This is a genomic window from Acidovorax sp. GBBC 1281, from assembly GCF_028473645.1.
In the GTDB taxonomy this organism is placed as follows: domain Bacteria; phylum Pseudomonadota; class Gammaproteobacteria; order Burkholderiales; family Burkholderiaceae_C; genus Paracidovorax.
Map to the genome: position 1 here is coordinate 108417 of NZ_CP097269.1, position 22103 is coordinate 130519.

The 22103-nt window shown below is 67.7% G+C and carries 23 protein-coding genes; 11 read left to right on the forward strand and 12 right to left on the reverse strand.

Annotated features, from left to right (window positions below; all coding sequences use genetic code 11):
• Positions 1–128 precede the first annotated feature (128 nt).
• On the forward strand, positions 129–1079 hold the full coding sequence (locus M5C96_RS00500; RefSeq protein ID WP_272566494.1) for an EamA family transporter: 951 nt from the start codon (positions 129–131) through the stop codon (positions 1077–1079).
• Positions 1080–1116: 37 nt separating this feature from the next.
• Here M5C96_RS00500 and M5C96_RS00505 read toward each other — a convergent pair whose 3' ends face one another.
• From M5C96_RS00505 to pyrF, 4 genes are all read right to left on the reverse strand, one after another.
• Positions 1117–2082, reverse strand: coding sequence for a succinylglutamate desuccinylase/aspartoacylase domain-containing protein (locus M5C96_RS00505; RefSeq protein WP_272566496.1), 966 nt, complete (start codon positions 2080–2082; stop codon positions 1117–1119).
• 5 nt (positions 2083–2087) lie between these two features.
• The gene (locus tag M5C96_RS00510; RefSeq protein ID WP_272566498.1) at positions 2088–3065 is read right to left on the reverse strand and encodes a Bug family tripartite tricarboxylate transporter substrate binding protein; all 978 of its coding nucleotides are present in this window, start codon (positions 3063–3065) and stop codon (positions 2088–2090) included.
• A gap of 131 nt (positions 3066–3196) precedes the next feature.
• Positions 3197–4090, reverse strand: coding sequence for a LysR family transcriptional regulator (locus tag M5C96_RS00515; protein WP_272550340.1), 894 nt, complete (start codon positions 4088–4090; stop codon positions 3197–3199).
• Between the two features lie 43 nt (positions 4091–4133).
• The gene (gene pyrF, locus M5C96_RS00520) at positions 4134–4958 is read right to left on the reverse strand and encodes an orotidine-5'-phosphate decarboxylase (protein ID WP_272566499.1); all 825 of its coding nucleotides are present in this window, start codon (positions 4956–4958) and stop codon (positions 4134–4136) included.
• A gap of 76 nt (positions 4959–5034) precedes the next feature.
• Here pyrF and M5C96_RS00525 point away from each other — a divergent pair, with 76 nt between their 5' ends.
• Complete coding sequence (locus M5C96_RS00525) at positions 5035–5934, forward strand: DMT family transporter (RefSeq protein WP_272566500.1); 900 nt, start codon at positions 5035–5037, stop codon at positions 5932–5934.
• Between the two features lie 85 nt (positions 5935–6019).
• Here M5C96_RS00525 and M5C96_RS00530 read toward each other — a convergent pair whose 3' ends face one another.
• From M5C96_RS00530 to def, 6 genes are all read right to left on the reverse strand, one after another.
• Positions 6020–7213 carry a phosphoglycerate kinase gene (locus M5C96_RS00530; RefSeq protein ID WP_272566501.1) on the reverse strand — a complete coding sequence of 398 codons (1194 nt, stop codon included), beginning with the start codon at positions 7211–7213 and terminating at the stop codon, positions 6020–6022.
• Between the two features lie 101 nt (positions 7214–7314).
• Entirely contained in the window at positions 7315–7650 is a 336-nt protein-coding gene (locus M5C96_RS00535) for an AzlD domain-containing protein (protein ID WP_272566502.1), read from the reverse strand.
• Positions 7647–8468, reverse strand: a complete 822-nt coding sequence (locus M5C96_RS00540; RefSeq protein WP_272566504.1) for an AzlC family ABC transporter permease — start codon at positions 8466–8468, stop codon at positions 7647–7649. The genes M5C96_RS00535 and M5C96_RS00540 overlap by 4 nt, the downstream gene beginning before the upstream one ends.
• On the reverse strand, positions 8465–9451 hold the full coding sequence (gene fmt, locus M5C96_RS00545) for a methionyl-tRNA formyltransferase (RefSeq protein WP_272566506.1): 987 nt from the start codon (positions 9449–9451) through the stop codon (positions 8465–8467). Before fmt ends, M5C96_RS00540 begins: the two co-directional genes overlap by 4 nt.
• A gap of 16 nt (positions 9452–9467) precedes the next feature.
• On the reverse strand, positions 9468–9983 hold the full coding sequence (locus tag M5C96_RS00550; protein ID WP_272566508.1) for a hypothetical protein: 516 nt from the start codon (positions 9981–9983) through the stop codon (positions 9468–9470).
• Positions 9980–10489 (reverse strand): peptide deformylase, encoded by a 510-nt coding sequence (def, locus tag M5C96_RS00555; protein ID WP_272566510.1) that lies wholly within the window; start codon positions 10487–10489, stop codon positions 9980–9982. The genes M5C96_RS00550 and def overlap by 4 nt, the downstream gene beginning before the upstream one ends.
• Positions 10490–10690: 201 nt before the next feature.
• Here def and M5C96_RS00560 point away from each other — a divergent pair, with 201 nt between their 5' ends.
• Both M5C96_RS00560 and dprA read left to right on the forward strand, forming a co-directional pair.
• The gene (locus M5C96_RS00560) at positions 10691–11899 is read left to right on the forward strand and encodes a LysM peptidoglycan-binding domain-containing protein (protein WP_272566511.1); all 1209 of its coding nucleotides are present in this window, start codon (positions 10691–10693) and stop codon (positions 11897–11899) included.
• Between the two features lie 69 nt (positions 11900–11968).
• Positions 11969–13162 (forward strand): DNA-processing protein DprA, encoded by a 1194-nt coding sequence (gene dprA / locus M5C96_RS00565; protein WP_272566512.1) that lies wholly within the window; start codon positions 11969–11971, stop codon positions 13160–13162.
• A 54-nt stretch (positions 13163–13216) separates the two neighbouring features.
• On the opposite strand, the gene argC is transcribed toward dprA, so the two are convergent.
• Positions 13217–14149 (reverse strand): N-acetyl-gamma-glutamyl-phosphate reductase, encoded by a 933-nt coding sequence (gene argC / locus M5C96_RS00570; RefSeq protein ID WP_272566513.1) that lies wholly within the window; start codon positions 14147–14149, stop codon positions 13217–13219.
• 169 nt (positions 14150–14318) lie between these two features.
• Between argC and sucC the strand changes: the two genes are divergently transcribed.
• The 7 genes from sucC (at position 14319) to M5C96_RS00605 (ending at position 21458) form a co-directional block, all read left to right on the forward strand.
• Positions 14319–15479, forward strand: a complete 1161-nt coding sequence (gene sucC / locus M5C96_RS00575) for an ADP-forming succinate--CoA ligase subunit beta (protein ID WP_272566514.1) — start codon at positions 14319–14321, stop codon at positions 15477–15479.
• Positions 15480–15494: 15 nt separating this feature from the next.
• A complete protein-coding gene (sucD, locus tag M5C96_RS00580; RefSeq protein ID WP_092742583.1) occupies positions 15495–16391 on the forward strand; it encodes a succinate--CoA ligase subunit alpha in 897 nt (298 codons plus the stop codon).
• Between the two features lie 127 nt (positions 16392–16518).
• Positions 16519–17211: a TerC family protein gene (locus M5C96_RS00585; RefSeq protein WP_272566516.1), complete on the forward strand. Its 693-nt coding sequence runs from the start codon at positions 16519–16521 to the stop codon at positions 17209–17211.
• Between the two features lie 192 nt (positions 17212–17403).
• Entirely contained in the window at positions 17404–18210 is an 807-nt protein-coding gene (locus tag M5C96_RS00590) for a Stp1/IreP family PP2C-type Ser/Thr phosphatase (protein ID WP_272566518.1), read from the forward strand.
• 53 nt (positions 18211–18263) lie between these two features.
• A complete protein-coding gene (locus tag M5C96_RS00595) occupies positions 18264–18926 on the forward strand; it encodes an FHA domain-containing protein (protein WP_272566519.1) in 663 nt (220 codons plus the stop codon).
• 256 nt (positions 18927–19182) lie between these two features.
• Positions 19183–19674: a pilin gene (locus tag M5C96_RS00600; protein ID WP_272566520.1), complete on the forward strand. Its 492-nt coding sequence runs from the start codon at positions 19183–19185 to the stop codon at positions 19672–19674.
• A gap of 173 nt (positions 19675–19847) precedes the next feature.
• Entirely contained in the window at positions 19848–21458 is a 1611-nt protein-coding gene (locus M5C96_RS00605) for a PglL family O-oligosaccharyltransferase (protein WP_272566522.1), read from the forward strand.
• Here M5C96_RS00605 and moaC read toward each other — a convergent pair.
• Positions 21436–21948 (reverse strand): cyclic pyranopterin monophosphate synthase MoaC, encoded by a 513-nt coding sequence (moaC, locus tag M5C96_RS00610; RefSeq protein WP_272566523.1) that lies wholly within the window; start codon positions 21946–21948, stop codon positions 21436–21438. The genes M5C96_RS00605 and moaC overlap by 23 nt on opposite strands.
• Between the last annotated feature and the right edge of the window lie 155 nt (positions 21949–22103).

The window sequence follows — 22103 nt, forward strand, 5'->3', positions numbered from 1 at the left end:
CCTTTTTTCCGCGCCGGCCTGCCGGCGAACCGCCGCATGCCCTGTCCCGTGCTTCCTTTCGCCTTCGCCGCGCTGCCGCGCCCTGGACGACTCCGCTTGCCCTGCCTGCCGGGCCGCAGGGGGGCCGCATGAGCGCGGCGGCCCGCGCGCCGGGCGGCGATGCCATGGCCACGCGCGATGTGCTGGCCGCGATGGCGGTGGTGGTCATCTGGGGGGTCAATTTCGTGGCGATGAAGTGGGGCCTGCGCTACTTCACGCCGTTCCAGCTCGGGGCCGTGCGCTACCTGTTCGCCGCGCTGCCGCTGGTGTTCTTTCTCAAGCCGCCGCGCATGCACTGGCGCTGGGTGCTGCTGTTCGGGCTGTTCCAGGGCGTGGGGCAGTTCGGCTTTGGCTTCTTCGCCCTGAAGCTGGGCATGACGGCGGCGCTGGCCAGCGTGCTCATGCAGACGCAGGTGTTCTTCACCGCGCTGTTCGCGTTCGGCATCCTGCGCGAGCGGCCCGGGCGGCCGCTGGTGGTAGGCATGGCGATCGCGGCGGTGGGCCTGGCGTGCTTCGCCATGAACTTCATCGGGCCGGGGGCCACCGGCACGGGCGTGGGCGGGGCGACGATGGTGGGCATCTGCCTCACGCTGTGCGCGGCCGCGTCCTGGGCGGTGTCCAACATTGTCTCGCGCATGGCGCAGCGGGCATCGCCGGGCTACAAGCCGCTGTCGTTCGTGGTGTGGAGCAGCCTGGTGCCGGTGCTGCCGTTCGCGGCGCTGTCGGCCCTGACCGATGCGGACGCGGGCCGCTGGCTGCACTGGGACGCCTGGGCCGCGCTGCCTCCGGTCGCCTGGGGCTCGATCGCCTACCTGGGCTGGGTGGCCACCATCGTCGGCTACGGCCTGTGGACGGGGCTGCTCACCCGCTACCCGGCCAACCGCGTGGCGCCCTTCAGCCTGGGCGTGCCCGTGGTGGGGCTGGCCGCCGGGCTGCTGGTGCTGGGCGAGGTCGTCACCGCCTGGCAGTGGGCCGGCGTGGCCTGCGTGGTGCTGGCGCTGGGGTGCGTGGTGCTCGGGCCGCGCTGGGAGCGGCGCTGACCGGGCGCGGTCGCCCAATCGGCACCCGTTCAACGCGCTACAGCGGCCGGCGGCGGGCGTAGCGCACCACCGTCACCCCTGCGCGCGCCTGGCGCGTGGAGGGCATGACGAGCACGCAGTCGTCGTACGGCGTGGTGACGGGTTCGCCGTCGTTGTCGCCGATCACCGTGCCGGCCTTGGGGATCACTTCCAGGCCGGTGAACGGCTGCGTGAAGCGGAAGGCGCTGCTCTTGGCGACCACCGGGCCGGTCACCTCCAGCACCCACTGGCGTGGCGCATCGGGCTGGCGCCAGCCGGGCAGCAGCGCGGCCAGCGCCTCGGGGCTGAGCACCTGCGCCGCCGCGAGGAAGCGCGCGCACTGGTCGTAGGCCACGGTGCGGCTGGACAGCGCGCCATGGAAGCCGCATTCCACCAGCAGCGAGCGCCGGTCGCCGGCCTGCGCGTCGGGCAGGCCGAAGTGCCCGTAGTCGCGCATGCGCACGCCGTCCTGGTGGCCCGCATCGGCCACGATGTGCTCGGGCGCGCCCATGCGGCGGGCCAGCTCCAGGTTGCGCGGGTGCAGGCCGGTGAGCAGGAGCGGCGCCCCGGGCTCGTGCATCGAATGCAGGTCGAGCAGCCAGTCGGCGCGCGCCACGAAGGGCCGCAGCGCGGCGGCGCGGCGGCGCTCGCGCGTGTCGCCCGCATCCATGCGCTCGTCGGACCACTGGCGGTTCATGTCCTGGTCGGTGAAGCGCGAGGCGTCGTGGTCGGCCGGATCGAAGCGGTCGAAGGCCTCCAGGTTGCAGAACGCCAGCGTGAGCGATCCCTGCTGGGGGCGCAGCCCCGCCGCCAGCAGGCCCTGCAGCGCCCAGGCGCCGCAAAGCTCGTTGCCGTGCACCAGGGCGCTGATGAGGGCATGGCGGCCGGGCAGGCCGGAGTCGAAGTGCCACACGCCTTCGGTGCCGGTGTTGCCGGCGCGCCAGGGCGTGAGGTCGGGGGCGGGGAGTGCGAAGGTCCGGGGCATCAAGGTCACTCCTCGATCTTGGCGAATTCGACGATCTTCTGGTACTTGGCCACTTCCGAGGCGATGAACTGGTCGGCGTTCAGGCTGGTGGAGGCCACGGTCGAGCCGGAGGCTTCCATTTTCTTGCGGAAGTCGGGCGACTGCAGCGCCTCGTTCAGCGCCTTCTTGAGCTTGTCGTGCACGGGCTTGGGCAGCTTGGCCGGGCCCATCAGGGCGAACCACACGCCGATGTCCACGTTCTTGTACTGCGGCAGCTCGGCCAGCGCGGGAATGTCGGGCGTGATGGCCGAGCGCTTGGCCTCGGTCGTGCCCAGCGCGACGACCTTGCCGCTCTTGATGTGGGGCAGGCCGCTGGAGAGCACGAACACGCCGAACTCCAGGTTGTTGCCCAGCAGGTCGTTGGTGAGCGGGGCCACGCCGCGGTAGGGGATGTGCGTCATGAACAGCTTGCCCTGCTCCTTGACCATCTCGCCCGCCAGGTGGAGCGAGGTGCCCACGCCCGAGCTGCCGTAGCTGTACTTGCCGGGGTTCTTGGACACGCGCTGCGTGAACTCGGTCGCGTTCTTCACACCCGAGCCGGTGGAGGCCACCAGCACCAGCGGCTGCGATGCGATCACGCCGATGGCGGTGAAGTCCTTCACGTCGTACTTGACCTTCTTGGTCACCAGCTTGTTGATGGCGATCTCGTTGCTCGCGCCCACGAGCAGCGTGTAGCCGTCCGGCGCGGCGCTGGCCACCTTCTGCGCGCCGATGGCGCCGCCGGCGCCACCCACGTTTTCGATCACCACCGGCACGCCCAGGCGCGCGCCCAGTTCCTGCGCCACCGTGCGCCCGGTGAGGTCGGTGCTGCCGCCGGGCGGGTAGCCGACGACGATGGTGATGGGCTTGCTTGGGTAGCTGTCCTGCGCGGCGGCGGGGCCGGCGGCCAGCAGGGCGAGGCCGCACAGCAACAGCGTGCGGCGGAAGGCGGGGTGGGCATGCATCGGAATCTCCTGGTGGGGTGTGGGCCGATTGTGCGAAGGCAGGCGGGGCGCGGGGGTGCCGAGTCGGCACGCCATGGTGCTGTTTCGGCACGCGGGCGCCAAGGGGGCGAACCCGATGACGGCGCGGGCCGTCACCGCGTGGCGATGGCGTGCCAGATCGCCTCGGCCTGCGTGCTCAGCCGGCGCTTGGGCCGGTACAGCCGCACGTCGAACTTCGCCTCCATGCTGCGGTCGCCCGCCTTGGCCAGCCGGCCGGCCTTGCAATCGGCATGCACCATGGACCACGGCAGCCAGGCCACGCCCAGGCCCTTGTGCACGTATTCGTATTGCGCATCGGCCGAGTCGCACTCCACCGTGCGCTGCAGGCGCTGCGTGACCGGGTGGTGCGCCAGCTGGTCCTCCACCAGCCGGCCCAGCGCCAGCGTGCGCGCGTAGGCCAGGTAGGGAATGGGGCCGGCGCCCGCCAGCGGGTGCAGCGCCGCGCCCTGCGCCGTGGCGCGCGACACCGGCACCAGCCGGTCCGAGGCCAGCGTGATGTGCGAGAACTGGCGCGCATCCAGCCGGATGGCCAGCGCCGGGTGGTGGTAGGCGATGGAGAAGTCCGCCTCGCCGCGCTCCAGCAGGGCCACGGTGTCGGCCAGCGCGCGGGTCAGGATGCACAGCTCGCAGTCCTTCATCACCGGGCGCAGCCGCACCAGCAGGTCGGCCACCACGGTGCGGGCCAACGTGCGGCCCGTGGTGAGCGTGACGGTGCGCGCCTGGCGCCCGGCCACCGCGCGCAGCTCCTCGTGCGACTGCGCGAGGTTGCGCGCCATCTGCTCGGCCGTGTCCAGAAAGACCTGGCCCGCCGCCGTCAGCCGAACGGGGCCGCTGCCGGGCTCGACCAGCGGCGTGCCGGCCCAGGCCTCCAGCGCGCGGATGCGGCGCCCGAAGGCCGGGTGCGTCACGTGGCGCAGCTCGGCCGCGCGGGTGTAGCTGCGCTCCTGCGCCAGCACGATGAAGTCTTCCAGCCACTTGAGCTGCATGGCCGGCGGTGGTTGAGCGAAGGGGTGGCAGGGCGCGCGGCGCTCAGGCGCGGGCGGCGTTCAACGTGTCCCGCGTGGCCAAGGCCACGGCGCGCGCGGCTGTGGCGAAGCCCTCGCCATCGGCCGCGTACAGGATGGCGCGGGACGAGTTCACGAGGATCGGGCCGCCCTCGCGCCGCCCGGCCCGCACCGTGGCCGCCGCATCGCCGCCCTGCGCGCCCACGCCGGGAATCAAGAGCGGCAACGTGGGCGCCAGGGCGCGCACGCGCTCGATCTCGGCCGGGTAGGTGGCACCCACCACCAGGCCCAGCTGGCCGTTGGTGTTCCACGGGCCCTGCGCCAGCCGCGCGACGTGCTCGTACAGCAGCGGCTGCCCGTCCACGCTGGCCAGCCGCTGGTTCTGCAGGTCGTCGCCGCCCGGGTTGGAGGTGCGGCACAGCAAAAAGGCGCCCTTGCCGTGGTAGGCCAGGTAGGGCTCGATGGAATCGAAGCCCATGAAGGGCGAGAGCGTCACCGCATCGGCGCCGTAGCGCTCGAAGGCCTCGCGGGCGTACTGCCCGGCGGTGGAGCCGATGTCGCCGCGCTTGGCGTCCAGCACCACCGGCACGTGCGGCGCGGTGGCGCGCATGTGGGCCATGAGGCGTTCGAGCTGGTCTTCGGCGCGGTGCGCGGCGAAATAGGCGATCTGCGGCTTGAAGGCGCAGGCCAGGTCGGCGGTGGCATCGACGATGGCGGCGCAGAAGTCGTAGATCTTGCGGGCGTCGCCACGCATCGCTGCGGGAAACCGGTCGGGTTCGGGGTCCAGGCCCACGCACAGCATGGAGTCGTTCTGCGCGGCCGCGCCCTGCAGCATGTCGATGAAGGTCATGGGGCGCGATTTTAGGGGGCGGGGCCGCCGGTGGCGCCGCGAGCGCCGCCGTGCCCGTCCCGGCACAATGCCGCGCATGCCCGCCCTGTCCCCCCGCCAGCTCGTCGCCCTGATCCTCGTCACCCTCATCTGGGGCTTCAACTGGCCGGTCATGAAGCTCGGCGTGGCGGGCTTTCCGCCGCTGGCGTTCCGCGCGATCTCGCTGTGGCTCGGCCTGCCGGTGCTGGCCCTGGCGCTGGTGCTGCTCAAGGCCCCGTTCGCCGTGCCGCGCGCGTACTGGCTGCCGCTGGCGGGCTTGGGGCTGGTCAACATGGTGCTGTGGCACGCCTTCAGCATCACGGCCATTCCGTCGCTGTCCAGCGGGCGCGCGGCCATCCTGGGCTACACCATGCCGATTTTCTCGGCCGTGCTGGGCGCGCTGTGCTTCGGCCACCGCCTGGCGCCGCGCGCCTGGGCGGGCGTGGCGGCGGCGGCCGGGGGCGTGCTGCTGCTGCTGTGGCACGAGCTGAGCCAGCTCGGCGGCCGGCCCGTCGGCGTGGGGCTGATGCTCACCGCCGCCGCCTGCTGGGCGCTGGGCACGCAACTGCTGCGGCGCAGCACCCTGCCGCTGCCAGTGCTGACCCTGTCGTTCTGGATGACGGTGCAGAGCACCGTGGTGCTGAGCCTGCTGTCGCTGCTGCTGGAGCACGACCGCTGGCAGGCCCCGTCCGCCGTGGGCTGGGGTGCCATCGCCTTCAACGCGGTGTTGGTGCTCGGCTTCGCGCAGCCGGCGTGGTTCTTCCTGGTGCGGGGCTTGCCGCCCGTGGCGTCCACCTTGAGCGTGATGATGATTCCGGTGCTGGGCGTGTTCAGCGGCGCGGTCTGGCTGGGCGAGCGCCTGCACTGGCAGGACTGGGCGGCCGTGGCGCTGATGGTGCTGGCGATCGCGTCGGTGCTGTGGCCGCAGCGCCCTGCGGCCACAGCGGGTGCGGCATGAAAAGTGCCTCCGGCACAATAACCACTAGGGCATATAGCTATTAATTTAATAGCAAACAAGCGGCGGGCGTGAACCCGCCGCCGGCTCAGCCCTGCGCGCGCTTTTGCAGGATCTCGAAGGCCGGCAGCGTCTTGCCTTCCAGCACTTCCAGGAAGGCGCCGCCGCCGGTGGAGATGTAGCCCACGTCCTTCTCGATGCCGTACTTGGCGATGGCCGCCAGCGTGTCGCCGCCGCCCGCGATGCTGAACGCGCTCGATTCGGCGATCGCCTGGGCGATGGCCTTGGTGCCGTTCTCGAACGCGGCGAACTCGAACACGCCCACGGGCCCGTTCCACACGATGGTGCCGGCCTGCTTGAGTTGCGCGGCCAGCTTCTTCGCGGTCTCGGGGCCGATGTCCAGGATCAGGTCGTCGTCGGCCACGTCGGCGGGGGCCTTCACCGTGGCGGGCGCATCGGCCGAGAAGGTCTTGGCCACCACCACGTCGGTGGGGATCGGCACCTCGGCGCCGCGCGCCTTCATGGCGTCGATCACGGCGCGGGCCTGGTCCAGCAGGTCGGGCTCGGCCAGGCTCTTGCCGATCGAAAGGCCGGCGGCCAGCATGAAGGTGTTGGCGATGCCGCCGCCCACGATGAGCTGGTCCACCTTGTCGGCCAGGCTCTTGAGGATGGTGAGCTTGGTCGAGACCTTGCTGCCCGCCACGATGGCCGCCAGCGGCCGTGCGGGGTGCGCCAGGGCCTTGGTGATGGCGTCGATCTCGGCCGACAGCAGCGGGCCGGCGCAGGCGGTCTTGGCGTATTCGGCGATGCCGTAGGTCGTGCCCTCGGCCCGGTGCGCGGTGCCGAAGGCGTCGTTCACGTAGATGTCGCAGAGCGCGGCCATCTTCTTCGCCAGAGCGGGGTCGTTCTTCTTCTCGCCGGGGTTCACGCGGCAGTTCTCCAGCAGCACGACCTGGCCGGGCTGCACGGCCACGCCGTCCACCCAGTCGGCCACCAGCGGAACCTCGCGGCCCAGCAGTTCGCCCAGGCGCTTCGCGATGGGGGCGAGCGAGTCGGCGGGCTGCAGCGTGCCCTCGGTCGGGCGGCCCAGGTGGCTCGTCACCATGACGGCGGCGCCGGCGTCCAGCGCCATCTGGATGCAGGGCACCGAGGCGCGGATGCGCGTGTCCTCGGTGATGTGGCCGGCGTCGTCCTGCGGCACGTTCAGGTCGGCGCGGATGAACACGCGCTGGCCACGGGCCTGGCCTTGGGCGCAGAGGTCGGAAAAGCGAAGGATGTGCATGGATCGGTGGGGCCGGCGGGCGGCGCGGGGAGGGTGGAAAACTGCGCCGCATTGTAGGTGCGGCCCCGTGCGCGGCCGTGTCGGCCGGCGCCGCCCGTGGGCTACCAGCCCAGGCCGATGTGCAACGGCAGGTACACCACCATGCCCACGACGATGGTGCCCAGGATGCCGCGGCGCCAGAAGTAGTAGCCGGCGGCGCACAGCACGGACGGCAGGCGCGCGTCCTGCAGCGTGCCGATCAGCTCGCCCTGCGCCATGAAGATCTCCGGCGCGATCACCGAGGCCAGCGCGGCCAGCGGCGCGTACTTGAGGCCGCGCTTGAGCCAGCCCGGCAGGGGCAGTTCGCGCTCGGGAATCATGAAGAACGCGCGCGACACCACCGTGATGGCGGCCAGCCCCAGGATGGCGATGGTGGGTTCGACCCAGGACCAGCTCATGGGTGGCGTTCCTCGCGCAGCGGCACCACGTCGCCGTCCTGCACGTGCTTTTTCTCCTCGGGGGGCAGCACGCTCTCGGCCGGCACCAGCAGCACCTCGGGCTTTCGCAGGTGGCGGTCCACCGTCTCGATGATCAGGCCCACGGCCACGGCCGCCGCGATGGCCACCAGGATGTTCAGCTTGAGCGGCAGCGCGAACGCCGCGATGGCCGCCGTCATGGCCACGCCCGTGGCCAGCCAGGTGGCGCGGTCGAACAGCATGGACAGCATCACGCCCAGCAGCGCCAGGACGCCGGCGAAGCCCAGGCCCCACGACAGCGGCACCACGTTGGCCAGCAAAATGCCCGTGATCGACGGCACCTGCCAGGACAGCCAGTTGATCGACGCGGCACCCCAGAAGTACGGCACCTGCTCGGGCTGCGGCGTGGGCTGGGGGTAGCGCTTCATGAACGCGACGAAGATCACGTCGCCGCTGAAATACCCCACCGCCAGGCGCCGGCGCAGCGGCAGGTGCGCGAAGTAGCTGCGCCATAGGCTGCTGAAGATGACGAAGCGCAGGTTCACGCACGAGGCCGTGAGCCACACCACCCACAGCGGCGCGCCGACGGCCATCAGCGGGATCACCGTGAGCTGCGCGCTGCCCGCGTACACCGCGAGCGACATGAAGATCGCCATCGGCACCGACATGCCGCTCTTGACCATGGCCACGCCGGTCACCAGCCCCCAGGCGCCCACGCCCACGCTGGTGCCGAACATGTCCAGCACGCCCTGGCGGTAGGCGGGATGCCGGACGAGCGCGCCCAGTCCCCGGGCGCTCATTCCCGCGCCCCGGCCGGCGCGCCGCCCCCCAGCACCATGCCGGGCGCGAGCGCGAAGCCGCGCAGGAAGTCGGCCACCGGCAGGCGCTTGCCGCCCGCGCGCTGCAGCGTGGTCAGGCGCAGCGCGCCGTGGCCGCAGGCCACCGTCACGCCGGCATCGTTCACGGACAGAATCTGCCCGCACGGCATGGAATTCGCCGGCATCGTGCTATCGATTTCATAGCTCCACACCTTGATCGCCTCGCCGTCCAGCGTGGTCGATGCGCCGGGGAACGGGTCGAAGGCGCGGATGCGCCGGCCGATCGACTCGGCGGGCAGGGCCCAGTCGATGGCGCTCTCGGCCTTCTCGATCTTGTGCGCGTAGGTCACGCCCTCGGCGGGCTGGGGCGTGGCGGCCAGGCCGCCGCGGGCGGCGCGCTGCAGCGCCTGGACGACCATGCGGCCGCCCAGGTCGGCCAGCCGGTCGTGCAGCGTGGCCGTGGTGTCGCGCGGGCCGATGGCGGTCTTTTCGATGAGCAGCATGTCGCCCGTGTCCAGGCCGGCATCCATCTGCATGATGGTCACGCCCGTCTCGGCATCGCCCGCCTCGATCGCGCGGTGGATGGGCGCGGCGCCGCGCCAGCGCGGCAGCAGGCTGGCGTGGATGTTCAGGCAACCCCTGGCCGGCAGGTCCAGCACCCACTGCGGCAGGATCAGCCCGTAGGCGGCCACCACCATGGCATCGGCCCCGGCGGCGACCAGCGCATCGCGCGCCGCGGCGGCGTCCTCGGGGTACTTGCCGTCCAGGCGCAGGCTGCGCGGCTGCGCCACGGCGATGCCGTGCTCCAGCGCGCACTGCTTGACGGGCGAGGCCTGCAGCTTCATGCCCCGGCCGGCGGGCCGGTCGGGCTGGGTCAGGACGAGGGGGACGGTGAAGCCGGCGTCCAGCAGGCGCTGGAGGGCGACGCGGGCGAAGTCGGGCGTGCCGGCAAAGACGATCTTCATGAAGGCGGTCGCGGCGTCAGAATCCCAGCAGGTCGCGGGGATCGGGCTCGTCCGTGAACATCACCTTCACCACCACGCCGCGCGGGTCGATGTGCACATGGCCGAAGCGCCGGGTGCCCAGGTCGTCGCGGAAGCGGTAGGTCCAGATGTCGCCGTCGAAGCGCGCCACCTGTTCCACGCGCATCGGCGGGCCGAAGGTGCGGCGCACGTCGTCCACCGTCCAGCCGGCCGGAATGCCGGCCAGGTTGTTGAAGGTGAGCACCTGGTCGGTGCGCACGAGGCGGCCGCCGGCATCGAAGTCCATGTGGTACACCTGCCGGCCCGCGGGCTGGGTGGTGTACAGCAGCCGCTCGCCGCCACCGGGCAACGGCGTGACGGACACCGGCGGGCCCAGGTTCTGCAGCACCTCGGCGCGCGAGGCACCGGGCTTGACGAAGTCGGGCGAAGCGCACGCGGTGAGCACGGCCGCCAAGCCGATGGCGGCCATGCCGCGTGCCACGGAGGAAAAGGAAAGGGAGCGCCAGGCGATCATGATCGTGCCTCACGTTGCTGCTTGAGCATCTTGGTCTTGATGCGGTTGCGTTTGAGGGGAGAGAGGTACTCGACGAACACCTTGCCCAGCAGATGGTCCATCTCGTGCTGGATGCACACCGCCAGCAGGCCCTCGGCCTCGACCACGCGGGACTGGCCCTGGGCGTCCAGCGCCCGCACGTGGACCGCGGTGGAGCGCGCCACGCCGTCGTAGATGCCGGGGACCGACAGGCAGCCTTCCTCGCCCACGGTCTTTTCCTCGCTGGCCCAGAGGATCTCGGGATTGATGAAGACCTGGGGCTGGTCGTGGTCCTCGGAGACGTCGATGACCACGATGCGCTCGTGCACGTCCACCTGTGTGGCCGCCAGGCCGATGCCGTTGGCGTCGTACATCGTGGCCGCCATGTCGTCCAGCAGGGCGCGCACGCGGTCGTCCACGGCCTGGACCGGCTTGGCCACCGTGTGCAGGCGGGGATCGGGGTAACAGAGAATAGGAAGAATGGCCATGGCGAACCCGGAAAGATGTCGCTATTTTCGCCACTTTTGATGAGGGCGGCCGCCGGCCGCCGCAATAATCGTTGCCCAATCAAGGGCTTGGGCTGAGAATCCGAGAAGATTTGTAACGTATCAACCGGCGGGTTTTGTAACCGACAAACACGCGCTGGCGCCAGCGAGGGGCGTTTCGCAATGCATGACAAGAGGAACAACATGACGGCATCCACAGGCTTGCGGCCCACGGCGCTGGGAGCGCTGGCTTTTCTGGCCGCAGCCCTGCTGACCGGCCCCGCGCATGCCCAGAACTACCCTGTCACCACCGATCAGCGGGCCACCGCCCAGCAGGTGGCCTCCCGGGGCGTGCCGATGTCGGAGCTGGCCGCCAACGCGCCGGACACCTATGTGGTCAAGCGCGGCGACACCCTCTGGGGCATCTCGGGCATGTACCTGCAGCGCGCCTGGCGCTGGCCCGAACTCTGGGGCATGAACCTGCAGGCCATCCCCAATCCGCACCTCATCTTCCCCGGCCAGACGCTGTACCTGGAAAAGGTGGACGGCTATGCCCGCCTGCGCACGAGCCCGTCGGGCCAGGTGCCCAATGACACGGTGCGCGTCTCGCCCCGCACCCGCACCGACAGCCTGGCCGGCACCGCGCTGCCCACGCTGCAGCCTCACCTGATCGAGCCCTTCCTCGTCGAGCCGCTGGTGGTGGACGAACTCACGCTGCAGCAGGCCCCGCGCATCGTCGCCACGGTCGATGAACGCGTGCTCATGGCCAGCGGCGACCGTGCCTATGTGCGCGGCGCCACCGGCAATCCGCTGCGCCTGGGGCCCGGCGTGCCGCGCCAGTACCGCGTGTTCCGCAATGCCATCCCCATGAAGGACCCCGAGTCCGGCGAGATCCTGGGCTACGAAGCCCAGTACGTCGGCAAGGCCGAACTGGTGCGCGGCGAGACCACCGAGGAAACGCGCGACCCCAAGGGCGAAGTCACGCTCGACGTGGTGCCCGCCACCGTGGACCTGAGCAGCGCCAAGGAAGAAATGCGCGCCGGTGACCGCCTGCTGCCCGCCCCCGCGCGCGGCTACGCCAGCTACACGCCGCGTGCGCCGCAGGCCCCGGTGGATGCGCGCGTCGTGTCGCTGTACGGCAGCTCGGCCGTGGCCTATGCCGCGCAGAACCAAGTGATCGCCATCAACCGCGGCACCCGCGACGGCATCGAGGCCGGCCATGTCCTCACCCTGCTCACCAAGGGCGAGCGCATCAAGGACAAGACCGACGAGAACAAGGCCATGATCAAGCTGCCGAGCGAGGCCAACGGCGTGGGCATGGTGTTCCGCACGTTCGATCGCGTCTCCTACGTGCTGCTGCTGCAGGTGCAGCAGGGCGTGCGGGTCGGCGACCGCCTCGTCAATCCGCAGTAAGCCCTGCGGCTCTCTCCAGGGGCGCCTTGGCGGGCGCCCCTTGGCCTCGGGATGCCTGCTTTGACCTCCATGGATCGGGACGAATTGGCCGCCTGGCTGCGGCTGGCGCTCACACCCGGCGTCGGCAATGGGGCCGCGCGCCGGCTGCTGGCCGCATTCGGCCTGCCACAGAACCTGTTCACCGCATCGCCAGCGGCGCTGCAGGCCTGTGCCACGCCCGCCCAGGCGCGGGCCCTGGGCACCGTGCCGCCCACGCTCGAGGCGTTGGTCGAGACCACTTGGCAGTGGCTGAACGGTGCGGCGCCGGGCCAGCCCGCCCGCCAGATCGTCACGCTGGGCGATCCGGCCTATCCGCCGGGCCTGCTGGCCACCGAAGACCCGCCCCTCATGCTCTACCTCATGGGGGCACTCCGGTTCCTGGCGCAGACGACACCCTGGACGACCGAGCGTTGCATCGCCATCGTGGGCAGCCGCAATCCCACGGCGCAGGGCGCCGACCATGCACGGCAGTTCGCGCGGGCGCTGCGCAGCGCCCGTTTGTGCATCGTCTCCGGCCTGGCGCTGGGCGTGGATGCCGCGGCGCACGAAGGGGCGCTGGACGGCGGGGTGGACGGTGCCGACGACCTGCCCGCGACCCTCGCGGTGGTGGGCACCGGGCTGGACCGCGTCTACCCGCGCAAGAACCTGGACCTCGCCCACCGCATCGCGCAAAACGGCGTGCTGGTGAGCGAGTACCCGCTGGGCACGCCGCCGCTGGCGGGCAATTTCCCCAAGCGCAACCGCATCATCGCCGGGCTGTCGCAAGGCACGCTGGTGGTGGAGGCGGCGCTGGCCTCGGGCTCGCTGATCACCGCCCGGCTGGCGGCCGAACAGGGGCGGGAGGTGTTCGCCATTCCCGGCTCCATCCACGCGCCGCAGTCCCGGGGCTGCCATGCGCTGATCCGGCAAGGGGCCAAACTGGTCGAGTCCGCGCAGGACGTGCTGGAAGAATTGCGCTTGGCGCCTTCCGAGGCACCGCGGGCTGCACCCGCATCGCAGGCGCCCTCGCCGCGCAGCGATGGCGAAAGCAGCGAGGCGTTGCCGGCGGGAGAGCACGCGGCACTGCTGCAGGCGCTGGGGTTCGACCCGACCGGCCTCGATGCGCTGGTGGCGCGCACCGGCATGGATGCCGCGTCGCTGCAGGTCGCCCTGCTCGAACTGGAACTGGACGGGCAGGTCGCCCGCCTGCCCGGCGGGCTCTTTCAGCGCGTGGGGCGGGCCTGAGGCCGGGCGTACGGCATCGCGGCGCCGCCCCCGCCCATCAGCCGCAACGGCCCATCACAGGCCCAGCATCAGCTTCAGGTTCTGCACCGCCGCGCCGCTGGCACCCTTGCCGAGATTGTCCAGACGGGCCACCAGCACCGCGTGGCGGTAGTTTTCATTGGCGAACACGCGCAGTTCGAGCTGGTTGGTGTCGTTGAGCGCCAGGGCGTCGAGCTTGCCGTCTTCCGTCGGCGGCAACACCTTGACCCATTGGTCCGGTGTGTTGCTTTTGGCGTAGTGCGCGACCAGGGCGTCGTGCAGGTCGGCTGCTTTGGGCGCGCCGGGCAGCAGGTCCAGGTGCAACGGCAACTGCACCAGCATGCCCTGCTGGAAGTTGCCCACGGCCGGCACGAAGATCGGCCGGCGGGTCAGGCCGGTGTACTTCATGATCTCGGGCAGGTGCTTGTGCGACAGGCCCAGGGCATACAGCTCGAAGGCCGGGGCGGCGTTTTGCTCGTAGGCCTCGATCATCGTGCGGCCGCCGCCCGAGTAACCGCTCACCGAAGGCAGGGCCAGCGGGAAATCGACCGGCACCAGGCCGGCCTCCACCAGCGGGCGCAGCAGCGCGATCGCCCCGGTGGCATAGCAACCGGGGTTGGCCACCCGCGTGGCCGATGCCACGGCATCGCTCTGGCCCGCGGCCAGTTCGGGAAAGCCGAACACCCAGCCCGCCATCGTGCGGTGCGCCGTGCTGGCATCGATCACCTTGATGCGGCGGCCACTGGCCTTTTCGATCTCGTCCACCATCGCCACGGTCTCGCGGGCGGCATCGTCGTGCAGGCACAGGATCACCAGGTCCACGCCGGCGATCAGTTCGCGCTTGGCGGCCGGGTCCTTGCGCCGCTCGGGCGCGATGCTGACCACCTGCACCTGCGGCATCGCCTGCAGGCGCTCGCGGATCTGCAGGCCCGTGGTGCCGGCTTCGCCGTCGATGAAGACTTTGGACATGGAATGCTCCTGCAAAAGATGGCCTTGGCGGCCCGCCGTGGTACGTGACATCCGCAAGGGATGGTGCATCGCAGCATGATACAGTCGCCGGTTGCCATGTCACCCGCCCGCGGCCAGACATCTGCTCATGGCAAACGGGTTACCAACATCCTTCCCTGAGAGAGACCTCATGAAGATTCACGAATACCAAGGCAAGGAAATCTTGCGCAATTTTGGTGTGCCCGTTCCGCGCGGCATTCCTGCTTTCACGGTGCAGGAAGCCGTGGAGGCTGCCCAGAAGCTCGGCGGCCCCGTGTGGGTGGTCAAGGCCCAGATCCACGCCGGTGGCCGTGGCAAGGGCGGCGGCGTGAAGGTCGCCAAGACCATCGACGATGTCAAGCGCATCTCGGGCGAAATCCTGGGCATGCAGCTCAAGACGCACCAGACCGGCCCCGAAGGCCAGAAGGTCCGCCGCCTGTACATCGAAGACGGCGCCGACATCAAGAACGAACTGTATGTCTCGCTGGTGACCGACCGCGGCACGCAGAAGGTGGCCTTGATCGCTTCCAGCGAAGGCGGCATGGACATCGAGGAAGTGGCGCACTCCACGCCCGAGAAGATCATCACCGAGATGATCGATCCCCTGACCGGCATCACCGCCGAGCAGAGCAAGAAGGTGGCTGCAGCCATCGGCCTGACCGGCGCTTCCATCGACCAGGCCGTGGACATCTTCGCCAAGATCTACAAGTGCTACATGGAGACGGACGCTTCGCTGGTGGAAATCAACCCGCTGAACTGCGACTCCAAGGGCAACCTGATGGCGCTGGACGCCAAGTTCAACTTCGACGCCAACGCGCTGTTCCGCCATCCTGAAATCGTGGCCTACCGCGATCTGGACGAAGAAGATCCGGCCGAAGTGGAAGCCTCCAAGTTCGACCTGGCCTACATCAGCCTGGACGGCAACATCGGCTGCCTGGTGAACGGCGCGGGCCTGGCCATGGCCACCATGGACACCATCAAGCTGTTCGGCGGCGAGCCGGCCAACTTCCTGGACGTGGGCGGCGGTGCCACCCCCGAGAAGGTCACCGAAGCCTTCAAGATCATGCTGAAGAACCCCAAGGTCGAAGGCATTCTGGTCAACATCTTCGGCGGCATCATGAAGTGCGACACCATCGCCACCGGCGTCATCACCGCCTGCAAGGCCGTGAACCTGAACGTGCCGCTGGTCGTGCGCATGAAGGGCACCAATGAAGAGCTGGGCAAGAAGATGCTGGCCGAATCCGGCCTGCCCATCATCGCCGCAGACACCATGGCCGAAGCTGCGACCAAGATCGTTGCTGCCGTCAAGTAAGCCCGGAGAACACACATGTCGATCTACATCAACAAAGACACCAAGGTCATCACCCAGGGCATCACGGGCAAGACCGGCCAGTTCCACACCGAAAAGTGCCAGGAATACGCGAACGGCAAGAACGCCTTCGTGGCAGGCGTGAACCCCAAGAAGGCCGGCGAGTCCATCTTCAACATTCCGATCTACGCCTCCGTCAAGGAAGCCGCATCGCAGACCGGCGCCACCGTGTCGGTGATCTACGTGCCGCCCGCAGGCGCCGCCGCTGCCATCTGGGAAGCCGTGGAAGCCGATCTGGACCTGGCCATCTGCATCACCGAAGGCATTCCGGTGCGCGACATGCTCGAAGTGCGCAACAAGATGAAGGCCAAGGAAGCCGCCGGCGGCAAGAAGACGCTGCTGCTGGGCCCCAACTGCCCCGGCCTGATCACGCCCGACGAAATCAAGATCGGCATCATGCCCGGCCACATCCACCGCAAGGGCCGCATCGGCGTGGTGAGCCGTTCCGGCACGCTGACGTACGAAGCCGTGGCCATGCTGACGGAAGTGGGCCTGGGCCAGTCGAGCGCCGTGGGCATTGGTGGCGACCCCATCAACGGCCTCAAGCACATCGACGTGATGAAGGCTTTCAACGACGATCCAGACACCGATGCCGTCATCATGATCGGCGAAATCGGTGGCCCGGACGAAGCGGAAGCCGCCCAATGGTGCAAGGCCAACATGAAGAAGCCGATCGTGGGCTTCATCGCCGGCGTGACCGCCCCTCCCGGCAAGCGCATGGGCCACGCAGGCGCGCTGATCTCCGGCGGTGCCGACACGGCCGATGCCAAGCTCGCCATCATGGAAGAGTCGGGCTTCATCATCACCCGCAATCCTTCCGAGCTCGGCAAGCTGCTCAAGGCGCAGCTGAAGTAATCCGTAAGCAAAACTACGGACGAAAGGGGTTTGCAGCCCCGATAAACTGCGCTCTCCCATAAAAGAAGAGGCGCCCGAAACCCTGGTTTCGGGCGCCTCTTTCATTCATAACACGGAGATACCTCGCATGGAATTCCTGCACACGGCCGACTTCTGGATCGGCCTCGTCAAGATCGTCTGGATCAACATCATCCTGTCCGGCGACAACGCCGTGGTCATCGCACTGGCCGCGCGCTCGCTTCCCCCACACCAGCAGAAGAAAGCCATTTTCTGGGGCTCCGGCGCCGCCGTGGTGCTGCGCATCGTGCTGACCGTGGTGGCTGCCAAGCTGCTTGAGCTGTCCTTCCTGCAGATCATCGGCGGCTGCCTGCTGCTGTGGATCGGCCTGCAGTTGATGACCGACAGCGACGAAGACGGCGAAGGCTCCCAGTCCGGCGGCGGCCTCATGGCGGCCGTCCGCACCATCCTGATTGCCGATCTGGTGATGAGCCTGGACAACGTGATCGCCGTGGCCGCCGCGGCCCACGGCAACATCGTCCTGTTGATCCTCGGCTTGGCCATCAGCATTCCGCTCGTCATTTTTGGCAGCACGCTCATGATCAAGCTCATGGAGCGCTTTCCCATCATCGTCCTGTTCGGCGCTGGCCTGATCGGCTGGGTGGGTGGCGAAACCATCGCCAGCGATGCATCGCTGCACGATGTCGTCCTGGCCCATCCTTCCTTGCACTATGTGGCGGCCGCTCTGGGCGCCCTGTTCGTTGTGGGCGCCGGGAAATTCCTGCAGGCGCGGGCGCAGCAAAACTCGGCGGCGGCCGGTTGATGCGGTTGTGCCTCCGGTAGCCCGATGAAAACTTGGGGTCGGCCGACCCCGAGGCCCTCTCGGCGGCGAGTCCGTCGTCTATGATGCGGAACGCGACGCAACAGGGCACGACATGGGGGATTTTCAAAAAACTGCAACAGGGACTGCGCACACCGCTGGCGCAGCTTTGCTTCTCCCTGCGCCGGGTGAAGCATGACCTTGGGTATCAAGCTGAACTATCAGTTTTGCGCCCGCACCGACCAAGGCCGGGTGCGCTCGAACAATGAAGACGCCGTGATCGCGGACGCCAGCGCGCAGCTGGCGGTGCTCGCCGATGGCATGGGCGGGTACAACGCGGGCGAAATCGCAAGCGGCATGGCCACCAGCCTCATTCACGACGAAATGACCCAGTGGCTGGCGCAAGCCGGCCCCCGTGCCGCGTCGACGGAAGTGCGCCGGGCGCTGGAAGACTGCGTCGAGCGCACCAACCACGCCATCTTCGATGCGTCGCTCTCCCATCCGCAGTATTCGGGGATGGGTACCACGGTGGTGGTCGGCGTTTTTCTGGGCGATCGCCTGATCCTCGGGCACATCGGCGATTCACGGTGCTATTGCCTGCGCGGCGGCGTGCTCAGGCAGATCACGCGCGATCACTCCTGGCTGCAGGAACAGGTGGATGCCGGCATCCTCACGCCGCAAGAAGCGGCGATATCGGGCCAGCGCAACCTGGTCACCCGCGCCCTTGGCGTGGAAAGTGCTGTACTGGTCGAAATCAATGAGTTTCCCGTGGAGCCGCAGGATCTGTTCGTGATGTGCTCGGATGGCTTGACCGACATGGTCGAAGACGATCAGATTCAAACGCTGGCCATGGTACAGGAACCCCTGGAGGACAAAGCCGCCCATCTGATCGAAGCCGCCAATGCCCGGGGCGGCCGCGACAACATCAGCGTGCTGCTGGTGCAGGCGGGATCCATTGAGAGGAAGCGCGGCTTGATGTCGCGATTTTTGCGTGCCGATTGAAGTTGAATCAGCCACCTGGCCGACCATCGCAATGAAAGAATGAGGAATTGATCATGCCGAAAATGATCGTGTCGATCGACGGAGTCGTCATCAAGGAAGTCCAATTGACGAAGGAGCGGACGACCCTCGGCCGTCGCCCCTATAACGACATCGTCATCGACAACCTGGCCGTCAGTGGCGAACACGCCGTACTCCATGTATCGTCCGACGAGGTGGAGATCGAGGACCTCGGCAGCACCAACGGCACCTACTTGAATGGGCAACCCGTCAAGCGCCAGCCGCTGCGCAACGGGGATACGGTGGAAGTGGGCAAGTACAAGATCCGCTTCCTGCAGGAAAACGAAGGCGAAAACTTCGAAAAGACCATGGTGTTCAAGCCCGGCATGGTGCCGCCGCGGCCATTGACCTCCCGTTCCGCCCCGCTGTCCGCCGCCGGGTCGACGCCCGCTCCGGTCTTGAGCGCGTCCATCCGGGTCTGCTCAGGGGCGGCTGCAGGGCGCGAGGTGGCGCTGGTCAAGGTGGTGACCACCATCGGCAAGCCGGGTGTGGCGGTTGCGTCGATCACCAAGCGGCACCATGGATTTGTGCTGTCGCATGTGGAAGGCGCGCAGCGGCCTCAGTTGAATGGTGCCGTGATGGCGGATGAACCAGTGTTGTTGAAGAGCGGGGACCGCTTGGCGCTGGCAGGGACGGAGATGGAGTTCGTCCAGGGCTGATGGGTTGGTATCAGTCGGCTTGCGATGCGCCGAGATTCGTAACTCACGCATCTGCTTGTGACATGGGTGGCGGACAAATTTGTCACAAATGCCATGAGGGGAACGATTCAGACGGGGGGTTCCCTGGCCTGTTCCCTTGGGGGCTTCTCTGTTTTGCCGGATGAGCCGCGTTGGCATGGAACCTGCTGAGTTGATGGCGGACCTGGAGAATTCTTCTGCAGGTTTTTATTTGCAATCGACCTCCTAGGAGAGATTTATGAAGCGCAATCTGCAAAAGGGTTTCACCCTGATTGAATTGATGATCGTGGTGGCGATTATCGGTATTCTGGCTGCCGTGGCCCTGCCGGCCTACAAGGACTACACCATCAAGGCGCGCATGTCTGAAGTGGTTCTGGCCGCTTCCCAATGCCGTACGACCATCAGCGAAACCATCCAAAGCATGCGCACCGATGCGACGCTGTCGGGTACGAATGCCTTCGGTTGCGATGCAACGGGTCCCACCAAGATGGTGGCCTCGATCACCACCGCTTTCGACACTGGAATTATCACTGTCGTGCCCCATGCATCCAATCTGGGTGTGACGATGGGCAACAACGACACCATCACGCTCACGCCCAAGAAGGACAGTACTGGTAACAACTTTGCACTGGGTACGGCCAACACCGGCGGTCAAGGCCTGCAAGTCTATGAGTGGATCTGCAAGAGCACCGGCGTTGCTCTGCGTTATGCACCCGGTTCTTGCAAGTAATCACCGAACGCTTGACGTTTTTATTCAAAAAAAGGGGGCTTCAGCCCCCTTTTTTTCTTGGCCCTTAAAGATTTATGGCTCCCACTTCTTCCACCCGTTCGATACCGTTGGCTCTATTGGGTGCATTGGTTTTCGCCTTGTGCTGGCTACTGCCTAACCACCACGAGCCCTGGGTGGACTTCTATTCCGATGCGTGGGCAGCCTGTGCGATGTGGGGGCTCGGCGCTGTGGTGCTCTGGCGGATCAAGAAAACGCAGCAGGTGGCTTGGCACGTCCTTCCCCTGGCGGTTCTGGCGTGCTGCGTGATCGTATGGGCGCAATACGCAGCCGGTCTGGTGGAGGCTTTGGGGGTGGCGTGGACCAGTTCCCTGTATTTGATAGGGTTGGCCCTGACCATGCTGGTGGGGGCCGCGCTGGAGCGGTGGCGGCCTTCGCACGGTGCCGATTTTCTGTTCATGGCGGCGCTGGTGGGGGCGTTGGGATCGCTGCTGATCCAGTTCCAGCAGTGGCTGCAAATCGACCCCGGCAGCGCGTTCTGGCTCTTCATTCCTGCCCCTCCCGAGCGCTTTCATGCCAACCTGGGGCAGCCGAACCAATTGGCCAGTTTGCTCTGCCTGGGCGTGCTCGCTTGCGCGTGGCTGCATCAACGCAGCCGATTGCCTGGCCTTGTGGCTTGGTTCCTGGCCGTTTTGCTGGCTGTCGGACTGGCGCTGGCGGAGTCGCGCACGACCTGGCTGGTCGTGTTGTTGTCCTTGGCGATGCTGGCCCTGTTCCGCAAGCGCTTGGCCATCACGCGGGGCGTCATGGTGGGCGCGTTCACCTGGACCGGCATGTTCGCGGTTTTCCTTGTTGCGCTGCCCCATGTCGATGTGTGGCTGGGGCGGGCGTCCCAGCTGCGACCCGTGCGGAGCATCTCGAACCTGGAACTGCGCCTGGACGTCTGGATGCATCTGTGGGAAGCCGTATGGAGCCGCCCCTGGTTCGGTTTTGGCTGGATGCAAACTAGTTTTGCGCAGTTCGTTCCGAACCCCTACGACATGGTCACGGCGGGAACGCACCGGCATGCCCACAACCTGCTGATGGATCTGCTGGTTTTCACAGGGATTCCGCTGGGTTTGGCTTTGTGCGCAGTGCTGGTCTTGTGGACCGTTCATGCGATCCGTCGGATGGCCCAGCCAGAGCACCTCTGGATGTTCCTGTTCGTGGCTGCGCTGGGTGTGCACGCCATGCTGGAATATCCCCTTTACTACGCCTACTTCTTGCTGCCATGCGGCCTCATGTTGGGCGCGTTGAACGAGGCACTGCGGTTCAAGCCCGTCGGGCAGACGGGGCGTTGGCCGATCGCCATCATGATGGGAGCGGCTGGCGTGGGATTGGCCATCACCATCCACGACTACCTGCGAATCGAAGACGATTTCTTCTCTCTCCGCTTCGAACGCCAGCAATTGGCCGCCCCCTCCGATCGCCTGGCCCCGGAAGTGGTATCTCTGACCCAGTTGCAGGGCTTGATGTGGCTTATCCGGGTGAACCCCGGCAAGGCGCACTCAGAGCAGGATCTGGTCCGCGCTTCACGGACCACGAAACTCCTGCCCAGCACCATCACCCTCTACAAGCTTGCCGCGATGTACGGTGCGGCCGGCAAAACCCAGGAGGCGGAATATTGGGTTGTGGTGATGACCCGCTTGAACCAGCCCAGCCAGAATCTGGTCGCTGAGTTGCGCCGCCAATGGGATGAGCAGGCCGCGGTCTATCCGGAGATGGCTAAGGTGGCGTGGCCAAAGTAGGAGAGGTATTCCAGTCGGATTTGCCGCCGAGTTTCTTGGACACCCTCACGCCGCTGATCTCCATGTGCTTGTCCACCGCCTTGCACATGTCGTACACCGTGAGCAAGGCGACCTGGGTGGCCATCAACGCCTCCATCTCCACGCCCGTCGGCCCCACGGTTTCCACGGTCGCCGTGCATTCGATGCCGACCCCCTCGGATGCGGTCGCAAACGTCACGGCGATGCGCGTCAGCGCCAAGGGATGGCACAGCGGAATCAGATCGCTGGTCTTTTTCGCCGCCTGAATGCCCGCGATGCGGGCGATGCCCAGCACGTCACCCTTCGCGGCGGTGCCGGACTGGATGATGGCCAGCGTTTCTGGCTGCATCTCGATGCAGCCGGTGGCGACGGCAACGCGGTGCGTGGCCGGCTTGGCGCCCACATCGACCATGTGGGCCTGGCCCAGGGCGTCGAAGTGGGTCAGGCTGGAGGGAGTGGGGGTGTCGCTCATACAAGTACTGGGGATTGCACGCGGGTCATGCGCTGGCAGGGAACATTCGGGGGCCAGGGCATCATACGGTCATGTGTAGCGGCCAGGGCCGGGGTGGCGTGGCCGAATCAGTGCAGGAGACTTTGCGTGCCATTTGATCGAAAACGGCCTCTGGT